The organism is Pseudarthrobacter defluvii, from assembly GCF_030323865.1.
Taxonomy (GTDB): Bacteria; Actinomycetota; Actinomycetes; order Actinomycetales; family Micrococcaceae; genus Arthrobacter; species Arthrobacter sedimenti.
On the sequence record NZ_CP066362.1, the window covers coordinates 2,174,479 to 2,192,741 of the forward strand.

Here is an 18,263-nt window from a genome sequence, read left to right on the forward strand (position 1 = left end):
CAAGGGCGGCCGCCCTTGGACCTGTCCTGAAACTACCCTCTGGTGCAGCGTGAATCAATGCATCGGGGCAATTGCAGGCTATTGTCCCCGCAGCCCTTCCAGGGTGCGCAGGGCAGCGTTGCGCAAGCCACGGACCTGCGGTCCCGCCGACAGGATGTCGCGGCTGGACGTTCCCAGGACCAATGGGTAGGCAGCACCGAAGGTGGCCCGAAGGTCCGCCGGCGTAGCCCCCTGCGCCCCGAGCCCGGGTGCCAGGATGGGGCCGCGCACGGCCGCGAGATCCAGGTCCAGGTCCGCCAAGGCGCTCCCGACGGTGGCACCCACCACCAGGCCCACGGATCCCAGGCTTTCTGCATACCGCGAGTTCTCGGCAGCCGCTGCGGCCGTGATCCTGCGGGCCACGGAGTCCTTTCCGCCCACGTGCTGGACGGAGGCGCCCTCCGGGTTGGAGGTCAGGGCCAGCACAAAGACACCGCGGCCGGTCCCTGCCGCCAGGTCGAGCGCGGGGCGCAAGGACTCAAAGCCGAGGTAAGGGCTGAGCGTGACGGAATCGGCCGCCAGCGGAGACCCGTCACGGAGCCAGGCGTCGGCGTAGGCAGCCATGGTGGACCCGATGTCTCCGCGCTTGGCGTCGGCAATCGTCAGAACCGATTCATCCCGTGCGGTAGCCAGGACCTCCTCCAGCACCGCGATGCCCGCGGATCCATGGCGCTCGTACAGCGCCACCTGCGGCTTGACCGCGGCAGCGAGCGGAGCCACCGCCTCCAGGACAGTGAGGGAAAAGCGCCTCAGCCCGGCGGCGTCGTCGTCCAGACCCCAGCTCTTCAACAACGCCGGGTGCGGGTCGATGCCGACGCACAGCGGGCCGCGCGCGGCCATGGCCGCGCCGAGCCGGGAGCCAAAGGACTCCCGGCCGGGGCTGGGTGCAGGCGTGCCGGGAACCTGCTCAGGCATGCTGCAGGGCCGCTTTCTGCGACTCCGCAAGCGCTGCCGCGTGCTCCTGCAGGCTGGTGACGGACCATTCGTAGGTGCGCATGGCTTCGATGGCCTGGACGGCGGCGTTGAACTCGGCCACCGTGGTGATGCACGGAATGCCAATGGACGTGGCCGCAGCGCGGATTTCGTAGCCGTCGCTGCGGGCCTCCCCGCCCGAGGGCGTGTTGAAGACCATGTCGATCTCGCCGGCCACGATCAGGTCCGCGATGGTGCCCTCGCCCTCCGCGCTGCTGCCCTCGGCCACCTTGCGGACCGGCGTGGCCTGCAGGCCGTTGCGGCGCAGGACGTCGGCGGTGCCGCCGGTGGAGACGATCTCGAAGCCGAGGTCCGAGAGCCGCTTGACCGCCATGATGACGGCGCGCTTGTCCCGGTTGGCCACGGAGACGAACACCTTGCCCTCGGTGGGCAGGGCATTGTTGGCGCCGGCCTGGCTCTTGGCGAACGCGGTGTCAAAGTGCTTGTCAATGCCCATGACTTCGCCGGTGGAGCGCATCTCGGGTCCGAGCAGCGAGTCCACCACCTTGCCCTCGATGGTGCGGAACCGGCTGAACGGCAGCACTGCTTCCTTGACGGCCACGGGGGCGTCCAGCGGCAGGGTGGAGCCGTCGCCGGCTTCCGGCAGGATCTTGTAGGCGCCGCGCAGCTGGTTGATGGTCACGCCGGCGCCGATGAGGGCAGCAGCCTTGGCCATCTGCACGCCGGTGGCCTTGGACACGAACGGCACGGTCCGGGACGCGCGGGGGTTGGCTTCCAGGACGTACAGGACGTCGGACGCCAAGGCGAACTGGATGTTGATCAGGCCGCGCACGCCCACGCCTTCAGCGATGGCACGGGTTGCGGTCCGGACGCGTTCGACGACGTTGCTCCCCAGGGTGATGGGCGGCAGGACGCAGGCGGAGTCGCCGGAGTGGATACCGGCTTCCTCGATGTGTTCCATGATGCCGCCCAGGTACATGTCGGTGCCGTCGAAGAGGGCATCGACGTCGATTTCGACGGCGTCCTCCAGGAACCGGTCGATCAGGACCGGGTGGTCCGGGGTGATCTCGGTGGCGTTGGCGATGTAGCGGGAAAGGTTGGGCTCGTCGTAGACGATCTCCATCCCGCGGCCGCCCAGCACGTAGGAGGGGCGGACCAAAACGGGGTAGCCGATCTCGTCGGCGATGGTCTTGGCATCCTCGAAGGAAACCGCCGTGCCGTTCTTGGGCGAGACGAGCCCGGCCTTGTCCAGGACCCGGGAGAACGCCCCGCGGTGCTCGGCGAGGTCGATGGCCTCCGGGGAAGTGCCCAGGATGGGCACGCCGGCGTCGGCCAGCTGCTGGGCCAGCTTCAGCGGGGTCTGGCCGCCGAGCTGGACGAAGACGCCCATGACGCCGCCGGTGCGTTCCTCGGCTGCGATGACTTCCAAGACGTCCTCGAGCGTCAGCGGCTCGAAGTACAGGCGGGTGGAGACGTCGTAGTCGGTGGAGACGGTTTCCGGGTTGCAGTTGACCATGACGGTCTCGTAGCCGGCCTTGCGCAGCGCCATGGACGCGTGCACGCAGGAGTAGTCGAACTCGATGCCCTGGCCGATGCGGTTGGGGCCGGAGCCGAGGATGAGGATGGACGGCTTGGAGTGCAGCGCAACCTCGTCCTCTTCGTCGTAGGCCGAGTAGTGGTACGGGGTGTACGCGGCGAACTCGGCGGCGCAGGTGTCCACGGTCTTGTAGACCGGGCGGATGCCCAGGGCCTGGCGCACCCCGCGGACCACTGCCTCGGAGTTGTGCGTCAGGGCGCCGATCTGTTCGTCGGAGAAGCCGTGGCGCTTGGCGCGCTGCAGCATCTCCTTGGTGAGGGCGCCGGCCTGGCGGATCTCGCGGGAGACCTCGTTGAGGAGTTCGAGCTGGTCCAGGAACCAGGGATCGATCTTGGTGGCCTCGAAAAGCTGTTCCACGGTGGCACCGCCCAGGAGGGCGCGCTGGACCTGGTGCAGCCGCTCGGTGGTGGGGCGCTTGGCCTTTTCGATCAGCTCTGCGACTTCGTATTCGGGGACGGAGCTGAAGTCCAGCTGCGAGCCCTTCTGTTCCAGGGAGCGCAGGGCCTTCTGGAGGGCCTCGGTGAAGTTGCGGCCCATGGCCATGGCCTCGCCCACGGACTTCATGGTGGTGGTGAGGGTGTTGTCTGCCGCGGGGAACTTCTCGAAGGCGAACCGCGGGACCTTGACCACCACGTAGTCGAGTGTCGGCTCGAAGGACGCGGGGGTCTTCTGCGTGATGTCGTTGGGGATCTCGTCCAGGGTGTAGCCCAGGGAGAGCTTGGTGGCGATCTTGGCGATGGCGAAACCCGTGGCCTTTGACGCCAGCGCTGAGGAGCGGGAGACGCGCGGGTTCATCTCGATGACCACCACACGGCCGGTCTTGGGGTCGATGGCGAACTGGATGTTGCAGCCGCCGGTGTCCACGCCCACCTCGCGGATGACGGCGATGGCCACGTCGCGCAGCTTCTGGTACTCGCGGTCGGTGAGGGTCAGCGCCGGGGCAACGGTGATGGAGTCACCGGTGTGCACGCCTACGGGGTCGAAGTTCTCGATGGAACAGACGACAACCACGTTGTCGTTCTTGTCCCGCATCATCTCGAGCTCGTATTCCTTCCAGCCCAGGATGCTCTCTTCGAGCAGCACCTCGCTGGTGGGGCTGTACTGCAGGCCCTGGCCGACGATGCGGCGCAGGTCCTCTTCGTTGTAGGCCAGCCCGGAGCCCAGGCCGCCCATGGTGAAGGAGGGACGGACCACCATGGGGTAGCCGAGGTCGACGGCGGCCGTCAGTGCCTCGTCCATGGTGTGGATGATGTGGCTGCGGGCGGACTCGGCGCCGCAGCGCTCCACGACGCCCTTGAACTTCTCGCGGTCCTCGCCGAGCTCGATCGCGGCGATGTTCGCGCCGATCAGCTCCACGTTGTACTTCTCCAGCACACCGTTCTTGTCCAGTGCGATGGCGGTGTTCAGCGCGGTCTGGCCACCCAGGGTGGGCAGCACGGCGTCCGGGCGTTCCTTGGCGATGATCTTCTCCACCACCTCGGGGGTGATGGGCTCGACGTAGGTGGCGTCGGCGAACTCGGGGTCGGTCATGATGGTGGCCGGGTTCGAGTTCACGAGGATGACGCGGAGGCCTTCCTCCTTGAGGACCCGCAGTGCCTGGGTGCCGGAGTAGTCGAACTCGGCGGCCTGGCCGATGACGATCGGGCCGGAACCAATGACGAGGACGCTCTTGAGATCTGTACGTTTCGGCATTACTTCTTGTCCTCAGTCTTGTTGTCGGAATTTTTCGGCGTTGCCGGTTCGGCCCCGGCGGAGTGCGCTGAGTCCACCGGTTCCTTTGACAGGTTTGCGCTCCGGCCGTCCCGGGTGCCCTCCATCAGTTCGATGAAGCGGTCGAACAGGTAGGCGGCGTCGTGGGGTCCGGCTGCCGCTTCGGGGTGGTACTGCACGGAGAACGCGGGGATGTCGAGGCAGGCGAGGCCTTCCACGACGTCGTCGTTCAGGCTGACGTGGCTTACTTCCACGCGGCCGTAGCGCTCCTCGGGTGCCTGGGTTGCGCCGTCCAGCGGGGCGTCCACAGCGAAACCGTGGTTCTGGGAGGTGATTTCCACCTTGCCGGTGCGGCGGTCCATCACCGGCTGGTTGATGCCGCGGTGGCCGTAGCGGAGCTTGTAGGTGCCAAAGCCCAGTGCCCGGCCCAGGATCTGGTTGCCGAAGCAGATGCCGAAGTAGGGCAACTTTTCGTCCAGGACCGAGCGCAGCAGCTTGACCTGCGCGTCGGCCGTGGCGGGGTCGCCGGGGCCGTTGGACATGAAGAAGCCGTCCGGGTTGACCGCCTTGACGTCTTCCAGCGTGTCGGTGGCGGGCAGCACGTGGACGCGGACGCCGCGCTCGGCGAACCGGACGGGGGTCATGGCCTTGATGCCGAGGTCGATCGCCGCGATGGTGAAGCGGGGATCGCCGTCCCAGCCGTGGTCCTTCGGTTCCACCACATAGGCTGCGTCAACGCTAACCTCCTCGGCCAGGCGCGAACCCTCCATGGGGGCGCTGGCCAGGACGGCGTCGACCAATTCCTTGTCCGTGACCTGGGCGGCCTCACCGGAGAAGATGCCGGCGCGCATGGTCTTGTGCTCGCGCAGGTGCCGGGTGATGGCACGGGTGTCCACACCCTGGATGCCGACGATGCCCTGGGCCACCAGCTCTTCGTCCAGGGAGCGCTCCGAGCGCCAGTTGGAGGGGCGGCGTGCGGGGTCGCGGACGATATAGCCCGCCACCCAGATGCGCCGGGACTCGGCGTCGTCATCATTGACGCCGGTGTTGCCGATGTGCGGCGCCGTCTGCACCACCAGCTGGCGGGCGTAGGACGGATCGGTGATGGTTTCCTGGTAGCCGGTCATGCCGGTGGCGAAGACGGCCTCGCCCAGGGCGGTGCCCGTGGCGCCGTAGCTGGTGCCGCGGAAAATACGCCCGTCTTCGAGAACCAGCGCAGCTGGGGCCGATACAGGAGCGGAGGTGGTTGCTGTCAATGTATTCGCTTTCACTGTCTTACTTTCCACTGGTGGCACCAGCCGCTGGGGCTGACGAAATCAAATCCTGAAGGGCCTGGTACAGCACGTCCTTGTCCGCGGCGCGGCGGGTCCGGAAGCCGGTATCCAGTTCATGCGCGCCGTGCGTCCATCCGAGCACCAGGAGGCCGTCCTTCTCCACGAACTTCCCCGCCATGCCGCTGTCCTGGCGGACTTCAGTCAGGGAGGCCGCGGGGATGTACAGCGCGGGTGCGCCGGACCGCCCGTAGATGACGCCGTGCGGGTACACCTCGAGGGTGGAGTTGGTGCGGATGCCCAGCCCGTGCACCGCGATCCGGTCAAGCCAATCACCTGCCGTAGTGGTGGCCACGTACTGCCCGTCGGCAGCGGCGGTCGGCTCACCGGGAGCGGCGGGCACCTGGGGCAGCTGCTCGACGTCGGACTGGCGCTTCAGGCGGTTGCGCCAGCCCACGCCGAGAAGGACAAAGACGACGGCGATAACCGCCAGCATGGCAAGTCCGGGAAGGATCTTTTCCATCAGGCAGCGCCCGCCGGGGTTGCGGCGGCGTCCGGGTGCGGGGTGTTGAGGGTGCCGTCCAGGACAGTGGGGTGCCCCTTGAAGAAGGTGGCCACCACCTTGCCCGGCAGTTCCCTTCCCTTGAACGGCGAGTTGCGGCCCATGGTGGCCATCTGGAAGGGGTCCACCGTCCAGCGGGCCGCCGGATCAAGCAGGATGAGGTTGGCGGGTTCCCCGGCCTCGATGGGCCGGCCCTGGTCAGCCAGCCGGCCAATCTTCGCGGCCGCGGTGGAGGTGACCCTGGCAAAGTCCGCCCAGCTCATCAGGCCGGTTTCGATCATGGCGTGCTGGACCACGGACAGGGCGGTCTCCAGCCCGGTCATGCCCATGGCAGCCTGCGCCCACTCGCATTCCTTGTGCTCGCTCGGGTGCGGTGCGTGGTCGGTACCCACAACGTCGATCGTGCCGTCTGCCAGCCCCGCACGCAATGCCTGGACGTCGGCATCGGTTCGCAGCGGCGGGTTGACCTTGAACACGGGATCGTAGCTGCGCACCAGGTCGTCGGTCAGCAGCAGGTGGTGCGGGGTGACCTCCGCCGTGACGTCGATGCCGCGCTCCTTGGCCCAGCGGATGATCTCCACCGAGCCCGCCGTGGAAACGTGGCATACGTGCAGGCGGGAGCCCACGTGCTGGGCCAGCAGGACGTCCCGGGCAATGATGCTTTCCTCCGCCACCGCGGGCCACCCGGTCAGGCCCAGGACGGCGGAGACGTCGCCCTCGTTCATCTGTGCCCCGGCGGTGAGGCGGGGTTCCTGCGCATGCTGGGCCACCACGCCGTCGAACGCCTTGACGTACTCGAGGGCGCGGCGCATGAGCACGGGGTCGTGGACGCAAATGCCGTCGTCGGAGAACATCCGGACCCGGGCGCGGGAATCGGCCATGGCGCCGAGTTCAGCCAGCTGCTCCCCTGCCAGGCCGACGGTGACGGCACCTACCGGGCGGACATCCACCCAGCCGGCTGCAAGACCCAGCGTGTAGACCTGTTCCACCACACCGGCGGTGTCGGCCACGGGGGTGCTGTTGGCCATGGCGTGCACGGCTGTGTAGCCGCCCAGCGCAGCGGCCCGGGTGCCGGTCTCGACGGTTTCGGCGTCTTCGCGGCCCGGTTCGCGCAGGTGCGTGTGGACGTCCACCATGCCGGGCAGCGCCACCAGGCCGGCGGCGTCGATGACGGTGGCGCCATCAGCGGACAGGCCATGGCCGATCTCGGCGATGATGCCGTCGCGGATCAGCAGGTCCGCGGGCTCGCCGCCCAGGATGGCGGCGCCTTGGATCAGGTACGTTCCGGTGTTGGCTGCCATCAGTTGCTCTCCTTGGTGGAAGGGGCTGCGGCGGCGTAGGCCGGTGCCCGGTGTGCGGCTGGTTCCCGGGTGTCTCCGGAGAGCAGCAGGTACAGCGCGGCCATCCGCACGGATACGCCGTTGCGGACCTGCGCCAGGACGGTGGAACGGGGCGAATCGGCGGCGGCGGCGCTGATCTCCAGGCCCCGGTTCATGGGTCCGGGGTGCATGATGATGGTGTCCGTCATGCCAAGGTCGTCCAAAGCCCGCAGCCGGTTGTCGTCGAAGCCCCAGCGCCGGGAGTATTCGCGGGTGCTGGGGAAGAAGGAAGCGTTCATGCGTTCGCCCTGGACCCGGAGCATCATCACGGCATCGACGCCGTTGGCCAGCGTCTGGTCGAGGTCATAGCTGACGCTGCAGGGCCATTTGTCGACGCCGACCGGCAGCAGCGTGGGCGGGGCCACCAAGGTCACTTCCGCGCCGAGCGTGCGCAGCAGCCAGACGTTGGAGCGTGCCACACGGGAGTGCAGCACGTCGCCTGCGATGGCCACCCGCATGCCCTTGAGGTCCGTTCCTTCCGAGCCGGTGCCGCCGAGGCGGGCCCAGTGTCGGCGCATGGTGAAGGCGTCGAGCAAGGCCTGGGTGGGGTGTTCGTGGGTGCCGTCGCCGGCGTTGATGACCGCCGCGTCGATCCAGTCAGTGGCGGCGAGGCGGTGGGGCGCGCCCGAGGCCCAGTGGCGGATGACGACGGCGTCCGCACCCATGGCGGACAGCGTCTGGGCGGTGTCCTTGAGGGATTCGCCCTTGGAGACGGATGATCCCTTGGCGGCGAAGTTGATGACATCGGCCGACAGCCGCTTGGCCGCGGCTTCGAAGGAGATCCGGGTGCGGGTGGAGTCTTCGAAGAAGAGGTTGACCACGGTGCGGCCACGCAGCGCGGGGAGCTTCTTGACTTCCCGCTCCCCCACGGCCGACATCTCCTCGGCGGTGTCCAGGATGCGGATGGCGTTCGAAAGGCTGAGGTCCCCGGTGGACAGGAGGTGTTTCATGCGCCCCCCTCGATCACGACTTCGTTGACCGGGCTTCCGACAGCGGAGGAGTCCGTTTCTTCCAGCCGGACCCGGACCTTTTCGGCGGAGGACGTGGGCAGGTTCTTGCCCACGTGGTCCGCGCGGATGGGAAGTTCGCGGTGGCCCCGGTCAATCAGGACGGCAAGCCGGACGATGCGCGGCCGCCCGAGGTCCACGAGTGCGTCCAGGGCGGCGCGGATGGTGCGTCCGGAGTAGAGGACGTCGTCGATGAGCACCACCACTTTGTTGTCGATGCCGGTACGCGGCAGCCTGGTGGGGTACGGCGGGCGGGTCCCCTGATGGGAAAGGTCGTCCCGGAACATGGTGACGTCAAGCTGCCCTACGATGGCCGCGGCATCAACGGTGTTGTCCGCGGCGGCGATTTTTTCCGCAAGCCGGACAGCCAGCGGGTAACCGCGGCGGGGAATGCCCAGCAGGACCAGGTCCCGGGAACCCTTGTTGGCTTCGAGGATCTCGTGGGCGATACGAGTGAGGGCCCGGTCAATGTCCGCCTGGTTGAGGACAACCCTGGCTGGAACCGGTGCGCTGGTGACAGATGTCAACGCTCGTCTCCCCTTTCCCCGCCTCACAGGACGGAATTAAAAAAGGAATGATTGCTGTTCAAAATTACCACACGGTCCAGCCGCGCCGGCCCGGGATCAACGCGGTGCTGGTCACATCCACGGGCCGCCGGACGGAAACAAAGCCCACTTCCTTTGTGGCGCGGAAGCCCCCGCTTAGGCTTTCGGGTATGCCGATGTATTCGCAGCACCCTTCATCCGGACTTCCCGACGACCCCTACCGCGGTGCCGGTGGGCCGCCCCTGCCGCAGGAAGCGAATCCAAGCTGGATGGGGCAGGTGCAGCCGGAATACTACCGGGCGGCACCGGGGCACCAGGGCCAGCCGCTGGCGGGCATGGTTCCGCCGCACGCACAGGGAACAGTGCTGCAGGCATCGCGCGCCCGCAGCGGGCTGCTGGGTTTGAGCGTTGCCGGCGGCGTGCTGGCTTTCCTGAGCCTGTTCCTGGTGGTGCCGTTCCTTCTGTCCAACACCGGGGCCGCGGGGTTCCTGATTGGTTTCCTGGCGTCCCTGGTCCCGCTGGCGGTGGTCCTGACGGCCGTGCACATCATCGACAGGTGGGAGCCGGAACCCAAACGGCTCCTGTTTTTCGCGTTCACGTGGGGCGCCGCAGTGTCAGTTGCCGTGACTCTGCTGATCCAGCCGTTCTTCGTGATCGCCTTCCAGTTCACGGACCAGCCTGACCTACAGACGTACATGGCCACCGTTCAGGCGCCCATTGTTGAAGAGTTCGCCAAGTCGCTGGGCCTGCTCATCCTCCTGCTGGCGGCCCGGCGGCAGTTCGACGGGCCGGTGGACGGCGTCGTGTTCGCCTTCACCATCGCCGGCGGGTTCGCGTTCACCGAGAACATCCTCTATTTCGGCCGGGCCATCGCCGAGTCGGCGTCGCCGGCCAGCGGCTTGGCCCAGGTCTTCTTCCTGCGCGGCGTCATGTCCCCCTTCGCCCATGCGATTTTTACCGGTACCACCGGCCTCATCATGGGCTTCGCCGCCAGGCGCTGGCACACCGGCGCGTCGATCGGCGCATTTGTCATTGGCCTGCTGCCGGCCATGTTCCTGCACAACAGGTGGAACAGCATGGGACAGGGATTCCTGCTGGACTACATCGTGGTCCAGGTGCCGATCTTCGTGCTGGCAGTGGCCGGCATCATCTTCCTGCGGGTGGCCGAGAAACGCCTGACCCGCCAGCGCCTGCTGGAGTATTCCGCCGCGGGCTGGTTCACGCCGGCTGAGGTGCAACTGCTGGCCACGCACGGGGGCCGGCGGACAGCCCTGGCGTGGGCGGCCGGTGCGGGCAGGAAGCAGCAGATGAAGCAGCTCCTGAAGGCGGCCACCCAGCTGGCCAACACCCGCCAGCGGATCCTGAGCGGGCGCGACGTTCCCCTCAACCAGGCCGAGGAAAGGCTGCAGCTCCAGCGGATCCTCGCCCTGCGGGAGTCCGTGGCCGCGTGAGCGTCTGCCACGGCCAACGCAAAAGAACCCCGCCAACGGCGGGGTTCTCTTGCTGGTCCTGCAGATTGTTTGTCCTGCGGAGCAGCCTAGGCCAGGAGAGAAGGCTTCAGCTGCTGCAGCCGGCCCAGGAGGCCGTTGATGAACTGCGGGGACTCGTCCGTGGACAACGTCTTGGCCAGCGCAACTGCCTCGCTGACCGCCACGCCGTCAGGGACGTCGTCGTTGTAGAGGAGTTCCCAGGTGCCGATGCGCAGGATGATGCGGTCCACCGACGGCATGCGCTCCAGGCTCCAGCCCTGCGAGTAAGTCTCCAGGAACTCATCGATGGCTGCCTGCTGCGACAGCACTCCTTCGACGATTTCCAGGGTGTAGGGGTTGACCACCTGGTCGGTCTTTTCCCGGCGTGCGCGGAGCACGTCGAACGCCGAAACAGAGCGCTGCTCCGCTTCGAAAAGAACATCCAGTGCCCTGCTGCGGGCTTTACCGCGGGCGCTCACTAGTCGGTGACCCGGCCCAGGTAGCTGCCGTCGCGGGTGTCCACCTTGACCCGGGTGTTGTTTTCGATGAACAGCGGGACCTGGATCTCGTAGCCGGTTTCCAGGGTGGCGGGCTTGGTGCCTGCCGAGGAACGGTCACCCTGCAGGCCCGGCTCGGTGTAGGTGATTTCGAGGACAACGCTCGGCGGCAGCTCGATGTAGAGGGGGGTGCCGTCGTGGATGGCGATGTTGACCATCTGGTTCTCGAGCATGAAGTTGGTGGCATCGCCTACCGTGGCGCCGGAGACGGTGATCTGGTCGTAGTCCGAGGTGTCCATGAAGACGAAGTCCGCGCCGTCCTGGTACAGGTACTGGTAGTCGCGGCGGTCAACGGTGGCGGTCTCGATCTTGAGGCCGGCGTTGAACGTCTTGTCAACAACCTTGCCGGACATCACGTTGCGCATCTTAGTCCGCACAAAGGCGCCGCCCTTGCCGGGCTTGACGTGCTGGAATTCGATGACGTTCCAGAGCTGGCCCTCAAGCTTCAGGACCGTTCCGTTCTTAATGTCGTTAGTGGTTGCCACTGGTTTCCTCTGGTTTCTTTGTCTGGCCGCGTGGTCAGATGCTGTATGCCGGGCGGGCACGCCGCAACGGCCCGCCTGCACGTGTTTGTCAAAAATCGCGTGGATGCAAAAATTCCACAACCATTCTACCGGTAAATACCGGGCAGCCTGTCCGCAGCCCGTGGCTGCGGCCTCAGCAGGCGAGGTCCAGGACGTCCCGGGCCCGCTGGAGCGCCACGGTGGATGAATAGATCTGCGCGGCGTCGGCCGACTGCGCCACCCGCAGGTCCAGTGCCTTGGAGAAGGATTCCACCGCAGCGGAGGTCTGTCCGGCTGCGTACTGCGCCCTGCCCAGGTACTGGAGGGCCAGGGCCTCCCCCGGCGTGCCGTGCGCCTCGGCAAGGAGTTGGCGGAACAGGCCCACAGCGCGGTCCATCCGGTGGCTGACGCTCAGCACTTCAGCTTCGAAGATGCGCAAAAGGAAGGATTCAGGGTCTTTGAACCGGGCTTCGGCCAGCAGTTCGGCAGCCTCGGACGCATGGCCCTCAACCAGCAGCACGAAGATCTGGTCAGCCGGATCCGTGGAGGCGGCGAGGGTTTCCCGGACCACATCCTCGTTGACGATCTGCGGCTGCAGGGTATCCGGGTTGATGCGGATTCCCGGGAAGCCGGCTTCGGGCCAATCGGCGGTGCCGCTCATGTCGCCCTGCATCAGGACGCAATCTCCTGGTAGGCCGCAAACAGCAGCGAGGTGTCCGGGACGTCCAGGATGCCGGGTTTGGCGATGCCGTCCAGCACCACGAACCGCAGCAGGTCGCCGCGGGATTTCTTGTCGCGGCGCATGCCGTCCAGCAGCCCCTGCCACCGGTCCCGCCGGTAGGTGACCGGAAGCCCAAGGCCGTCCAGGATGCTCCGGTGCCGGTCGGCGTCGGCATCGCTGAGCCGTCCCACACTGCGGGCGAGTTCAGCTGCGAACATCATGCCCACGGATACTGCGGCGCCGTGCCGCCAGGAGTAGCGCTCCACGAGTTCGATGGCGTGGCCCAGGGTGTGTCCGTAGTTCAGGATTTCCCGCAGCCCGGACTCCTTAAGGTCCTCGGAGACCACTTTCGCCTTGACGGCGATGGCCCGCTCGATCAGCTCACGGAGAGCGTCGGAGCGGGGGTCCACCACCGCGGCCGGATCCTTCTCCACCAGGTCCAGGATGGCGGGATCGGCGATGAAGCCGCACTTGATGACCTCGGCCAGGCCGGAAATGATCTCGTTCTTCGGGAGCGTGTCCAGCGTGTCCAGGTCGGCCAGGACGGCTGCCGGCGGGTGGAAGGAGCCCACGAGGTTCTTTCCTTCGGCGGTGTTGATGCCGGTCTTACCGCCCACGGAGGCGTCCACCATGCCCAGCAGGCTGGTGGGCATGTGGATGACCTTGACCCCGCGCAGCCAGGTGGCGGCAACGAAGCCGGCGAGGTCGGTGACCGCTCCCCCGCCCACGGCGACAATGGCGTCGGAGCGGGTGAAGTCGTTCTGGCCCAGGACCTGCCAGCAGAAGGCGGCAACCTGGATGTGCTTGCCTTCCTCGGCATCCGGAATTTCCGCGGTAAGGGACGTGAAACCCGCTTCTGCGAGTTCGTCCCGGACGGTATCGCCCGTGAGGCGCAGCGCGCGGGGGTGGATTACCAGGACCCGGCGGACGCGTTCTCCGAGCAGGGCGGGAAGTTCACCAAGGAGGCCGCGGCCGACCACGACGCCGTAGTTGTTGCCGGCGCCTTCGCCGGTGACGTTGATGACTGTTGATTGCGTGTTCACTTTTCAACTTCCTGTTTGGCAGCTGCATGGTTGCGCAGTGCTGCTTCCAGCCGGCCGCCCAGCTCGGATATCGAGCCGTGGCGGACGTCCAGGGTGATGTCGGCCAGCCTTTCGTAGACCGGCCTGCGGGTGGCAAACATGGCGGTCCAGCGGCCCATCGCATCTCCGGCAAGGAGCGGGCGGCCGGAGTTGCGGGCGATCCTGTCTGCTACGGTGTCGGCGTCGCACTCCAGGTACACCACGGTGCAGCGGCTGATCAGCTGCTGCGTGCCCGAGTCAAGCACCGCTCCCCCGCCGAGCGAGATCACCGTCGAGGTTCCCTCGGCTTCCTCCACGGCGTCGGCGACGGTCCGGGCCTCAATTTCCCGGAACGCATTCTCACCCCGCCCGGCGAAGATCCCCGCGATCGAGCCGTGGCCGGCAACGATGACGGCGTCGGTGTCAATGAAAGGGACACCCAGCTGCTGGGCGAGCTGCTGGCCGATGGCTGATTTGCCCACCGCCATGGGGCCGATGAGCACGATCGGCCGGCTGCCAACCGCTCCGGGACTGCTGCGGTGGAGCACTACTGGCCGATCGAGTCCAGGGATGCCGGAATGCTGTCCAGGTAGCCCTTGATGTTGCGTGCGGTCTCCGCCACCGAGTCACCGCCGAACTTCTCGATGACCGCTTCTGCGAGGACCAGGGCCACCATGGCCTCGGCCACCACTCCGGCAGCCGGGACTGCGCACACGTCGGAGCGCTGGTGGTGCGCCTTGGCCGGTTCGCCGGTACTGACGTCGATGGTCCGCAGCGCGCGGGGCACCGTGGCAATTGGCTTCATGGCTGCCCGGACCCGGAGGACATCGCCGATGCTCATGCCGCCTTCGATGCCGCCAGCACGGTTGCTGGCGCGGACAATCCGCCCCTCCCCGTCGCGGACGATTTCATCGTGGGCGGCGGAGCCGCGGCGTGCTGCCGTCAGGAAACCGTCGCCAACCTCCACGCCCTTGATGGCCTGGATCCCCATGAGGGCAGCGGCCAGCCTGGCATCCAGGCGGCGGTCCCAGTGGACGTAGCTGCCCAGTCCCGGCGGCAGGCCGTAGGCCAGGACCTCCACCACGCCGCCCAGGGTTTCGCCTTCCTTGTGCGCGGCGTCCACCTCGGCCACCATGGCGTCGGAGGTTTCGCGGTCGAAGCAGCGCAGCGGATCCGTGTCCAGCGCGATGACGTCGCTGGGGACGGGCAGCGGACGGCCTTCCGGCACAGTCACGCTGGCGATGGACACCGTGTGGCTGACCAGCTCGATGCCGAGGTGCTTGAGGAACTGCGCGGCCACCGTCCCCAGCGCCACGCGCGTGGCGGTTTCGCGGGCGCTGGCACGTTCCAGCACAGGGCGGGCCTCATCGAAGCCGTATTTTTGCATGCCGGTGAAGTCTGCATGCCCCGGGCGCGGGCGCGTCAGGGGCGCGTTGCGGGCCTGGTCGGCGAGAAGTTCCGGGTCCACGGGATCGGCAGACATGATCTGCTCCCATTTGGGCCATTCGGTGTTTCCCACCTGGATGGCGACCGGACCTCCCTGGGTACGACCGTGCCGGACGCCGCCAAGAATGGTCACGACGTCCTGCTCGAACTTCATCCGCGCGCCACGTCCGTAGCCGAGGCGGCGGCGGGCCAGAGAGTCTGCGATGTGGCCGCTGGTGATTTCCACACCGGCGGGGACGCCCTCAATAATTCCCATCAGAGCCGGGCCATGGGATTCACCGGCAGTCAACCAACGCATAATTTCCATCCTGCCACGTAGGGCGGTCACAACGCCCGCCGGGCAAGGCCGACTGCGTCACACATCACATCTATGACAGCTGCGTTAACGTCTTCACCGCGGCGGGTGAAGAGCCGCACCTGCTCCACGGCCTGGTACAGCAGCATCTCCAGGCCGGGCACCACACGGCCGCCGCCGGCCTGCCAGACCGAGGCAATGAGGCTGGGCCAGGGATCGTAGGCCACGTCCAGCAGCACACCCGGTGTCGCGGTCTTGAGCGCGGCGATTTCCGCGGCGAGTCCGTCTGCCGCGCGCGGGGGCAGTGTGGAGATTACGACGTCGGCTTCCGCCGTTGGGCGCGCGGCCCCGGCAAGGGGGCGGAGCTCCAGGGCCATCCCGAGGCGGTCGGCAGCGGCGCGGACATCTGCCGTGCGCGAAGCATCACGGACAAAGACCTGCACCGTTTCGGTGCCCAGTTCCTTGAGTGCAGCGACGGCCGAGGCCGCCGTCCCGCCGCCGCCCAGGATGACGGCTGAAGGTGAAGCAGCAGAGCCGGCATGGCAGAGGGCGTTGACGATGCCGGTCACGTCCGTGTTGGAACCCACTGTCCGAAGGCCATTCGCGGTGTCCTCGAATGTCACGGTATTCACGACGCCCAACGTCCGCGCGACTCCCCGCACCTCGTCCACCTCGTCCAGCATCGCCGTCTTCAGCGGCATGGTCACGGACAGCCCGCACCAGCCCGGCTGGTGCCGGATCTGGCGCATGAAGGACGGCAGCAGCTCCTCAGTGACGTCGATTGCCGTGTAACTGATGCCTGCACCCAACTGTCCGTAGGCCGCGAGGTGCAGTGCCGGGGATTTTGAGTGGCTGATCGGGTGGCCCAGGACGGCAGCCCGCAGGCTCATGTGCAGCGGCCCGCGTTTGCCTGGCACCAGGCGTTGTACTGCTCCACGTAGGCGTTGTGTTCAGCAAGGGTCTTGGCGAACTTGGTTTCCTTGGTGTCCAAGTTGACGGTCACCCAGTACAGGTAATCGTTGGTCTTGGGCTTGGCTGCGGCGTCGATGGCGGTCTTGCCGGGAGAGCCGATGGGGCCGGGGGGCAGGCCGGGGTTCGCGTAGGTGTTGTACGGGTTGGACTTGTCCTTGCGCTGTTCATCGGTGAAGTTGAAGCTCCGGGTGCCCAGCCCGTACGTGACGGCGGAGTCAACCTGCAAGAAGCCGCCGGTCTGGTCGTTCGGCTTCAGCCGGTTGTAGATGGCGCCGGCTACGTCGCCGTAGTCGGCCTGGCCACCCTCGGCCTGGACGATGCTCGCCACGATGACGGCCTGGTACTGCTTGGCGGGGTCGGTGATGCCCTGCGAGACGAGTTCGTCCGTGGTGGCCTTCACTAGTGCCTGGAGGATGTCCTTGGGCGGAGTACCCAGCGGGAAGCGGTACTCGCCCGGCTGCAGGTAGCCTTCCAGGTTCTTCGCGTTGGCGGGCAGGCCGAACTGGGCGGGCTGGTTGCTGAGCGCCTGCAGTTGCTGAATGGAGACGCCGGACCCCTCGGAGATCGCCTGGAGGGATTCATTGATGCGAAGGCCGGCGCTCAGGGCGAAGTAAATAACCTTGGACTTGTCTTTGCCGGCAAGGACGTTGACAGCATCCGCGTTCTTCATCTCGGTCTTGAAGGTGTAGTCCCCCGGGGAAAGGGTTGCGCCCGAGGCATGGAACGCCTGCATGAACGTATCAGCGTTGGCCACAACGCGCTGGTTCTCCAGTTCCGATGCGACGGACCTGGTGCCCTCGCCACTGGCCACCGTTACGCGGACCTCACCCGTTCCGGGGCCGGGGAAGTCCGAGGGTTTGCCGCTGCCCAGGAGGGGTTTGAGGAACTGGGCGCCTACGGCCACCGCCGCCACGAAGACAACAAGCGTCAGGAGCAGGGCCAGCAGCCTGCGACGGCGGCGGACCTTCTTCGAGGGACGTTTCACTACCTCAGTGGACGCGGCGGGAAGGATCCCCGCGACCGGGTCAGGATGGCCTGGTTCAGGATGGGTCTCATGGTCGTATTCGCCGGCCTCATACGCAGGGTGGCCGTGAACGGTCTCCTGGTAGTCGTGGACGTCCGTGTCATCGTGGATGTGGGCCTCTTGGTGCGCATAGTGGACGTCGTCCGAGTGGTGCGGGACGTCCTCGGGGTGGGCGTCCTGGTAATCATCCGTGTGAGGGTGAGCCACGGTGTCGTGGTGCCCGCCGCCGTCGTGCTGCTGGGCCGTCACCGGCGGTTCGAGGTGGGCATCGCCATGGGAAGCGCGCAACGTTTGTTCGTCCTGGATGGACGGGGGTGTTTGCGGTGCCGCCGGAACGTCACCGGCGCCCGGAAGCGGAGCAAAGGTGGATTCGGCGTCCGGAGAAGCTGCGGCCGGTGGTGCGGCGGGTGGCGGCGGAACGTCACCGGTTTCGTAGGCCTGTTCGGGCACGGCGTCCTGGCCCCCGGTATTGAGGGTCTTCTCCCGGGCGCGCAGTTCCTTGCGGGTCAGCGGCCGCTGGGCCTCCGTGCCCAGCGAACCGGAGGTGTCATCAATGTTGGCAGGGCTCACTGTTGCCTTCCATTATCTGAAAATCGGGCCGTGTCTGCGGGGGCGGCGCGGACTGGTTCGTCCACCCCACCGGCCCCCAGGTCCACGGACGGGGATGGCGCTGTCACGCGTGAGCCGACATCCGCTCCCCTGGCTTTCTGCATGTCGATGGCGTGCTGAAGGATACCCGCCGCCGCGACCTGATCAACTACTTTACGGTGGTCCCTGCTGCTCATGCCAGCTTCATGCAGGTTGCGGTGGGCCGTGACACTGCTGAGGCGCTCGTCAACCAGGTTGACCTGGACCGCCAAGCCGCGGCTGGAAAACTCGGCAGCCAGCAGCAACGCATAGTCTGTGGCCATCCTGGCTGAGGTGTGTTCCTCGCCCTTCATGGTCCTGGGCAGGCCTACGATAACCTGCACGGCCCCCAGTTCCTCCGCCAGTTTCGCGATGACGCGGACGTCCGAGTTCTTCTTCGCGTTCCGGTCGAGGGTCTTGTAGGGCGTGGCTAGGATCGAATCACGGTCGCAGATGGCGACCCCTACCCGGACGGTGCCGACGTCCACCCCCAGTTTGACGCCCTGGGGGTAGCCGCCGGCAGCAACAGGATTGGTCATCGTGGC

The 18,263-nt window shown here is 67.0% G+C and carries 17 protein-coding genes; 1 reads left to right on the forward strand and 16 read right to left on the reverse strand.

Annotated elements, in window-relative coordinates; translation table 11 throughout:
• Positions 1-78: 78 nt before the first annotated feature.
• From pyrF to pyrR, 7 genes are read right to left on the reverse strand one after another with little or no spacing between them, the layout of a single operon-like run.
• Positions 79-954: an orotidine-5'-phosphate decarboxylase gene (gene pyrF, locus JCQ34_RS10010; RefSeq protein WP_286397219.1), complete on the reverse strand. Its 876-nt coding sequence runs from the start codon at positions 952-954 to the stop codon at positions 79-81.
• On the reverse strand, positions 947-4,261 hold the full coding sequence (gene carB / locus JCQ34_RS10015; RefSeq protein WP_286397222.1) for a carbamoyl-phosphate synthase large subunit: 3,315 nt from the start codon (positions 4,259-4,261) through the stop codon (positions 947-949). Before carB ends, pyrF begins: the two co-directional genes overlap by 8 nt.
• A complete protein-coding gene (carA, locus tag JCQ34_RS10020; protein ID WP_434738905.1) occupies positions 4,261-5,574 on the reverse strand; it encodes a glutamine-hydrolyzing carbamoyl-phosphate synthase small subunit in 1,314 nt (437 codons plus the stop codon). The genes carB and carA overlap by 1 nt, the downstream gene beginning before the upstream one ends.
• The gene (locus JCQ34_RS10025; RefSeq protein WP_286397228.1) at positions 5,555-6,073 is read right to left on the reverse strand and encodes a hypothetical protein; all 519 of its coding nucleotides are present in this window, start codon (positions 6,071-6,073) and stop codon (positions 5,555-5,557) included. Before JCQ34_RS10025 ends, carA begins: the two co-directional genes overlap by 20 nt.
• Positions 6,073-7,413, reverse strand: a complete 1,341-nt coding sequence (locus tag JCQ34_RS10030) for a dihydroorotase (RefSeq protein WP_286397230.1) — start codon at positions 7,411-7,413, stop codon at positions 6,073-6,075. Before JCQ34_RS10030 ends, JCQ34_RS10025 begins: the two co-directional genes overlap by 1 nt.
• Positions 7,413-8,441 carry an aspartate carbamoyltransferase catalytic subunit gene (locus JCQ34_RS10035; protein WP_286397233.1) on the reverse strand — a complete coding sequence of 343 codons (1,029 nt, stop codon included), beginning with the start codon at positions 8,439-8,441 and terminating at the stop codon, positions 7,413-7,415. Before JCQ34_RS10035 ends, JCQ34_RS10030 begins: the two co-directional genes overlap by 1 nt.
• Entirely contained in the window at positions 8,438-9,025 is a 588-nt protein-coding gene (pyrR, locus tag JCQ34_RS10040; protein ID WP_286397236.1) for a bifunctional pyr operon transcriptional regulator/uracil phosphoribosyltransferase PyrR, read from the reverse strand. The genes JCQ34_RS10035 and pyrR overlap by 4 nt, the downstream gene beginning before the upstream one ends.
• A 194-nt stretch (positions 9,026-9,219) precedes the next feature.
• Here pyrR and JCQ34_RS10045 point away from each other — a divergent pair, with 194 nt between their 5' ends.
• Entirely contained in the window at positions 9,220-10,494 is a 1,275-nt protein-coding gene (locus JCQ34_RS10045; protein WP_286404409.1) for a PrsW family intramembrane metalloprotease, read from the forward strand.
• Between the two features lie 86 nt (positions 10,495-10,580).
• On the opposite strand, the gene nusB is transcribed toward JCQ34_RS10045, so the two are convergent.
• From nusB to ruvX, 9 genes are all read right to left on the reverse strand, one after another.
• Positions 10,581-10,991, reverse strand: a complete 411-nt coding sequence (gene nusB, locus JCQ34_RS10050; RefSeq protein ID WP_142133746.1) for a transcription antitermination factor NusB — start codon at positions 10,989-10,991, stop codon at positions 10,581-10,583.
• The gene (gene efp / locus JCQ34_RS10055) at positions 10,991-11,554 is read right to left on the reverse strand and encodes an elongation factor P (RefSeq protein ID WP_142133745.1); all 564 of its coding nucleotides are present in this window, start codon (positions 11,552-11,554) and stop codon (positions 10,991-10,993) included. Before efp ends, nusB begins: the two co-directional genes overlap by 1 nt.
• Before the next feature lie 172 nt (positions 11,555-11,726).
• Positions 11,727-12,245 (reverse strand): tetratricopeptide repeat protein, encoded by a 519-nt coding sequence (locus tag JCQ34_RS10060; protein ID WP_142133744.1) that lies wholly within the window; start codon positions 12,243-12,245, stop codon positions 11,727-11,729.
• The gene (aroB, locus tag JCQ34_RS10065) at positions 12,245-13,336 is read right to left on the reverse strand and encodes a 3-dehydroquinate synthase (RefSeq protein WP_286397242.1); all 1,092 of its coding nucleotides are present in this window, start codon (positions 13,334-13,336) and stop codon (positions 12,245-12,247) included. Before aroB ends, JCQ34_RS10060 begins: the two co-directional genes overlap by 1 nt.
• Complete coding sequence (locus JCQ34_RS10070) at positions 13,333-13,902, reverse strand: shikimate kinase (RefSeq protein WP_286397245.1); 570 nt, start codon at positions 13,900-13,902, stop codon at positions 13,333-13,335. The genes aroB and JCQ34_RS10070 overlap by 4 nt, the downstream gene beginning before the upstream one ends.
• The gene (aroC, locus tag JCQ34_RS10075) at positions 13,902-15,101 is read right to left on the reverse strand and encodes a chorismate synthase (RefSeq protein ID WP_286404410.1); all 1,200 of its coding nucleotides are present in this window, start codon (positions 15,099-15,101) and stop codon (positions 13,902-13,904) included. The genes JCQ34_RS10070 and aroC overlap by 1 nt, the downstream gene beginning before the upstream one ends.
• A gap of 23 nt (positions 15,102-15,124) precedes the next feature.
• Positions 15,125-15,985 (reverse strand): shikimate dehydrogenase, encoded by an 861-nt coding sequence (locus tag JCQ34_RS10080; protein WP_286404413.1) that lies wholly within the window; start codon positions 15,983-15,985, stop codon positions 15,125-15,127.
• The gene (gene mltG / locus JCQ34_RS10085) at positions 15,982-17,661 is read right to left on the reverse strand and encodes an endolytic transglycosylase MltG (protein ID WP_286397248.1); all 1,680 of its coding nucleotides are present in this window, start codon (positions 17,659-17,661) and stop codon (positions 15,982-15,984) included. Before mltG ends, JCQ34_RS10080 begins: the two co-directional genes overlap by 4 nt.
• A complete protein-coding gene (gene ruvX, locus JCQ34_RS10090; RefSeq protein WP_286397250.1) occupies positions 17,658-18,257 on the reverse strand; it encodes a Holliday junction resolvase RuvX in 600 nt (199 codons plus the stop codon). The genes mltG and ruvX overlap by 4 nt, the downstream gene beginning before the upstream one ends.
• Positions 18,258-18,263 lie beyond the last annotated feature (6 nt).

What these genes read in the sequence shown, in the direction of transcription:
- JCQ34_RS10080 (WP_286404413.1), bottom strand. Translation starts at nt 15,985, where the DNA reads ATGAGCCTGCGGGCTGCCGTCCTGGGCCACCCGATCAGCCACTCAAAA.
- JCQ34_RS10060 (WP_142133744.1), bottom strand. Translation starts at nt 12,245, where the DNA reads ATGCAGGGCGACATGAGCGGCACCGCCGATTGGCCCGAAGCCGGCTTC.
- pyrF (WP_286397219.1), bottom strand. Translation starts at nt 954, where the DNA reads ATGCCTGAGCAGGTTCCCGGCACGCCTGCACCCAGCCCCGGCCGGGAG.
- JCQ34_RS10025 (WP_286397228.1), bottom strand. Translation starts at nt 6,073, where the DNA reads ATGGAAAAGATCCTTCCCGGACTTGCCATGCTGGCGGTTATCGCCGTC.
- ruvX (WP_286397250.1), bottom strand. Translation starts at nt 18,257, where the DNA reads ATGACCAATCCTGTTGCTGCCGGCGGCTACCCCCAGGGCGTCAAACTG.
- carB (WP_286397222.1), bottom strand. Translation starts at nt 4,261, where the DNA reads ATGCCGAAACGTACAGATCTCAAGAGCGTCCTCGTCATTGGTTCCGGC.
- JCQ34_RS10030 (WP_286397230.1), bottom strand. Translation starts at nt 7,413, where the DNA reads ATGGCAGCCAACACCGGAACGTACCTGATCCAAGGCGCCGCCATCCTG.
- JCQ34_RS10035 (WP_286397233.1), bottom strand. Translation starts at nt 8,441, where the DNA reads ATGAAACACCTCCTGTCCACCGGGGACCTCAGCCTTTCGAACGCCATC.
- JCQ34_RS10045 (WP_286404409.1), top strand. Translation starts at nt 9,220, where the DNA reads ATGTATTCGCAGCACCCTTCATCCGGACTTCCCGACGACCCCTACCGC.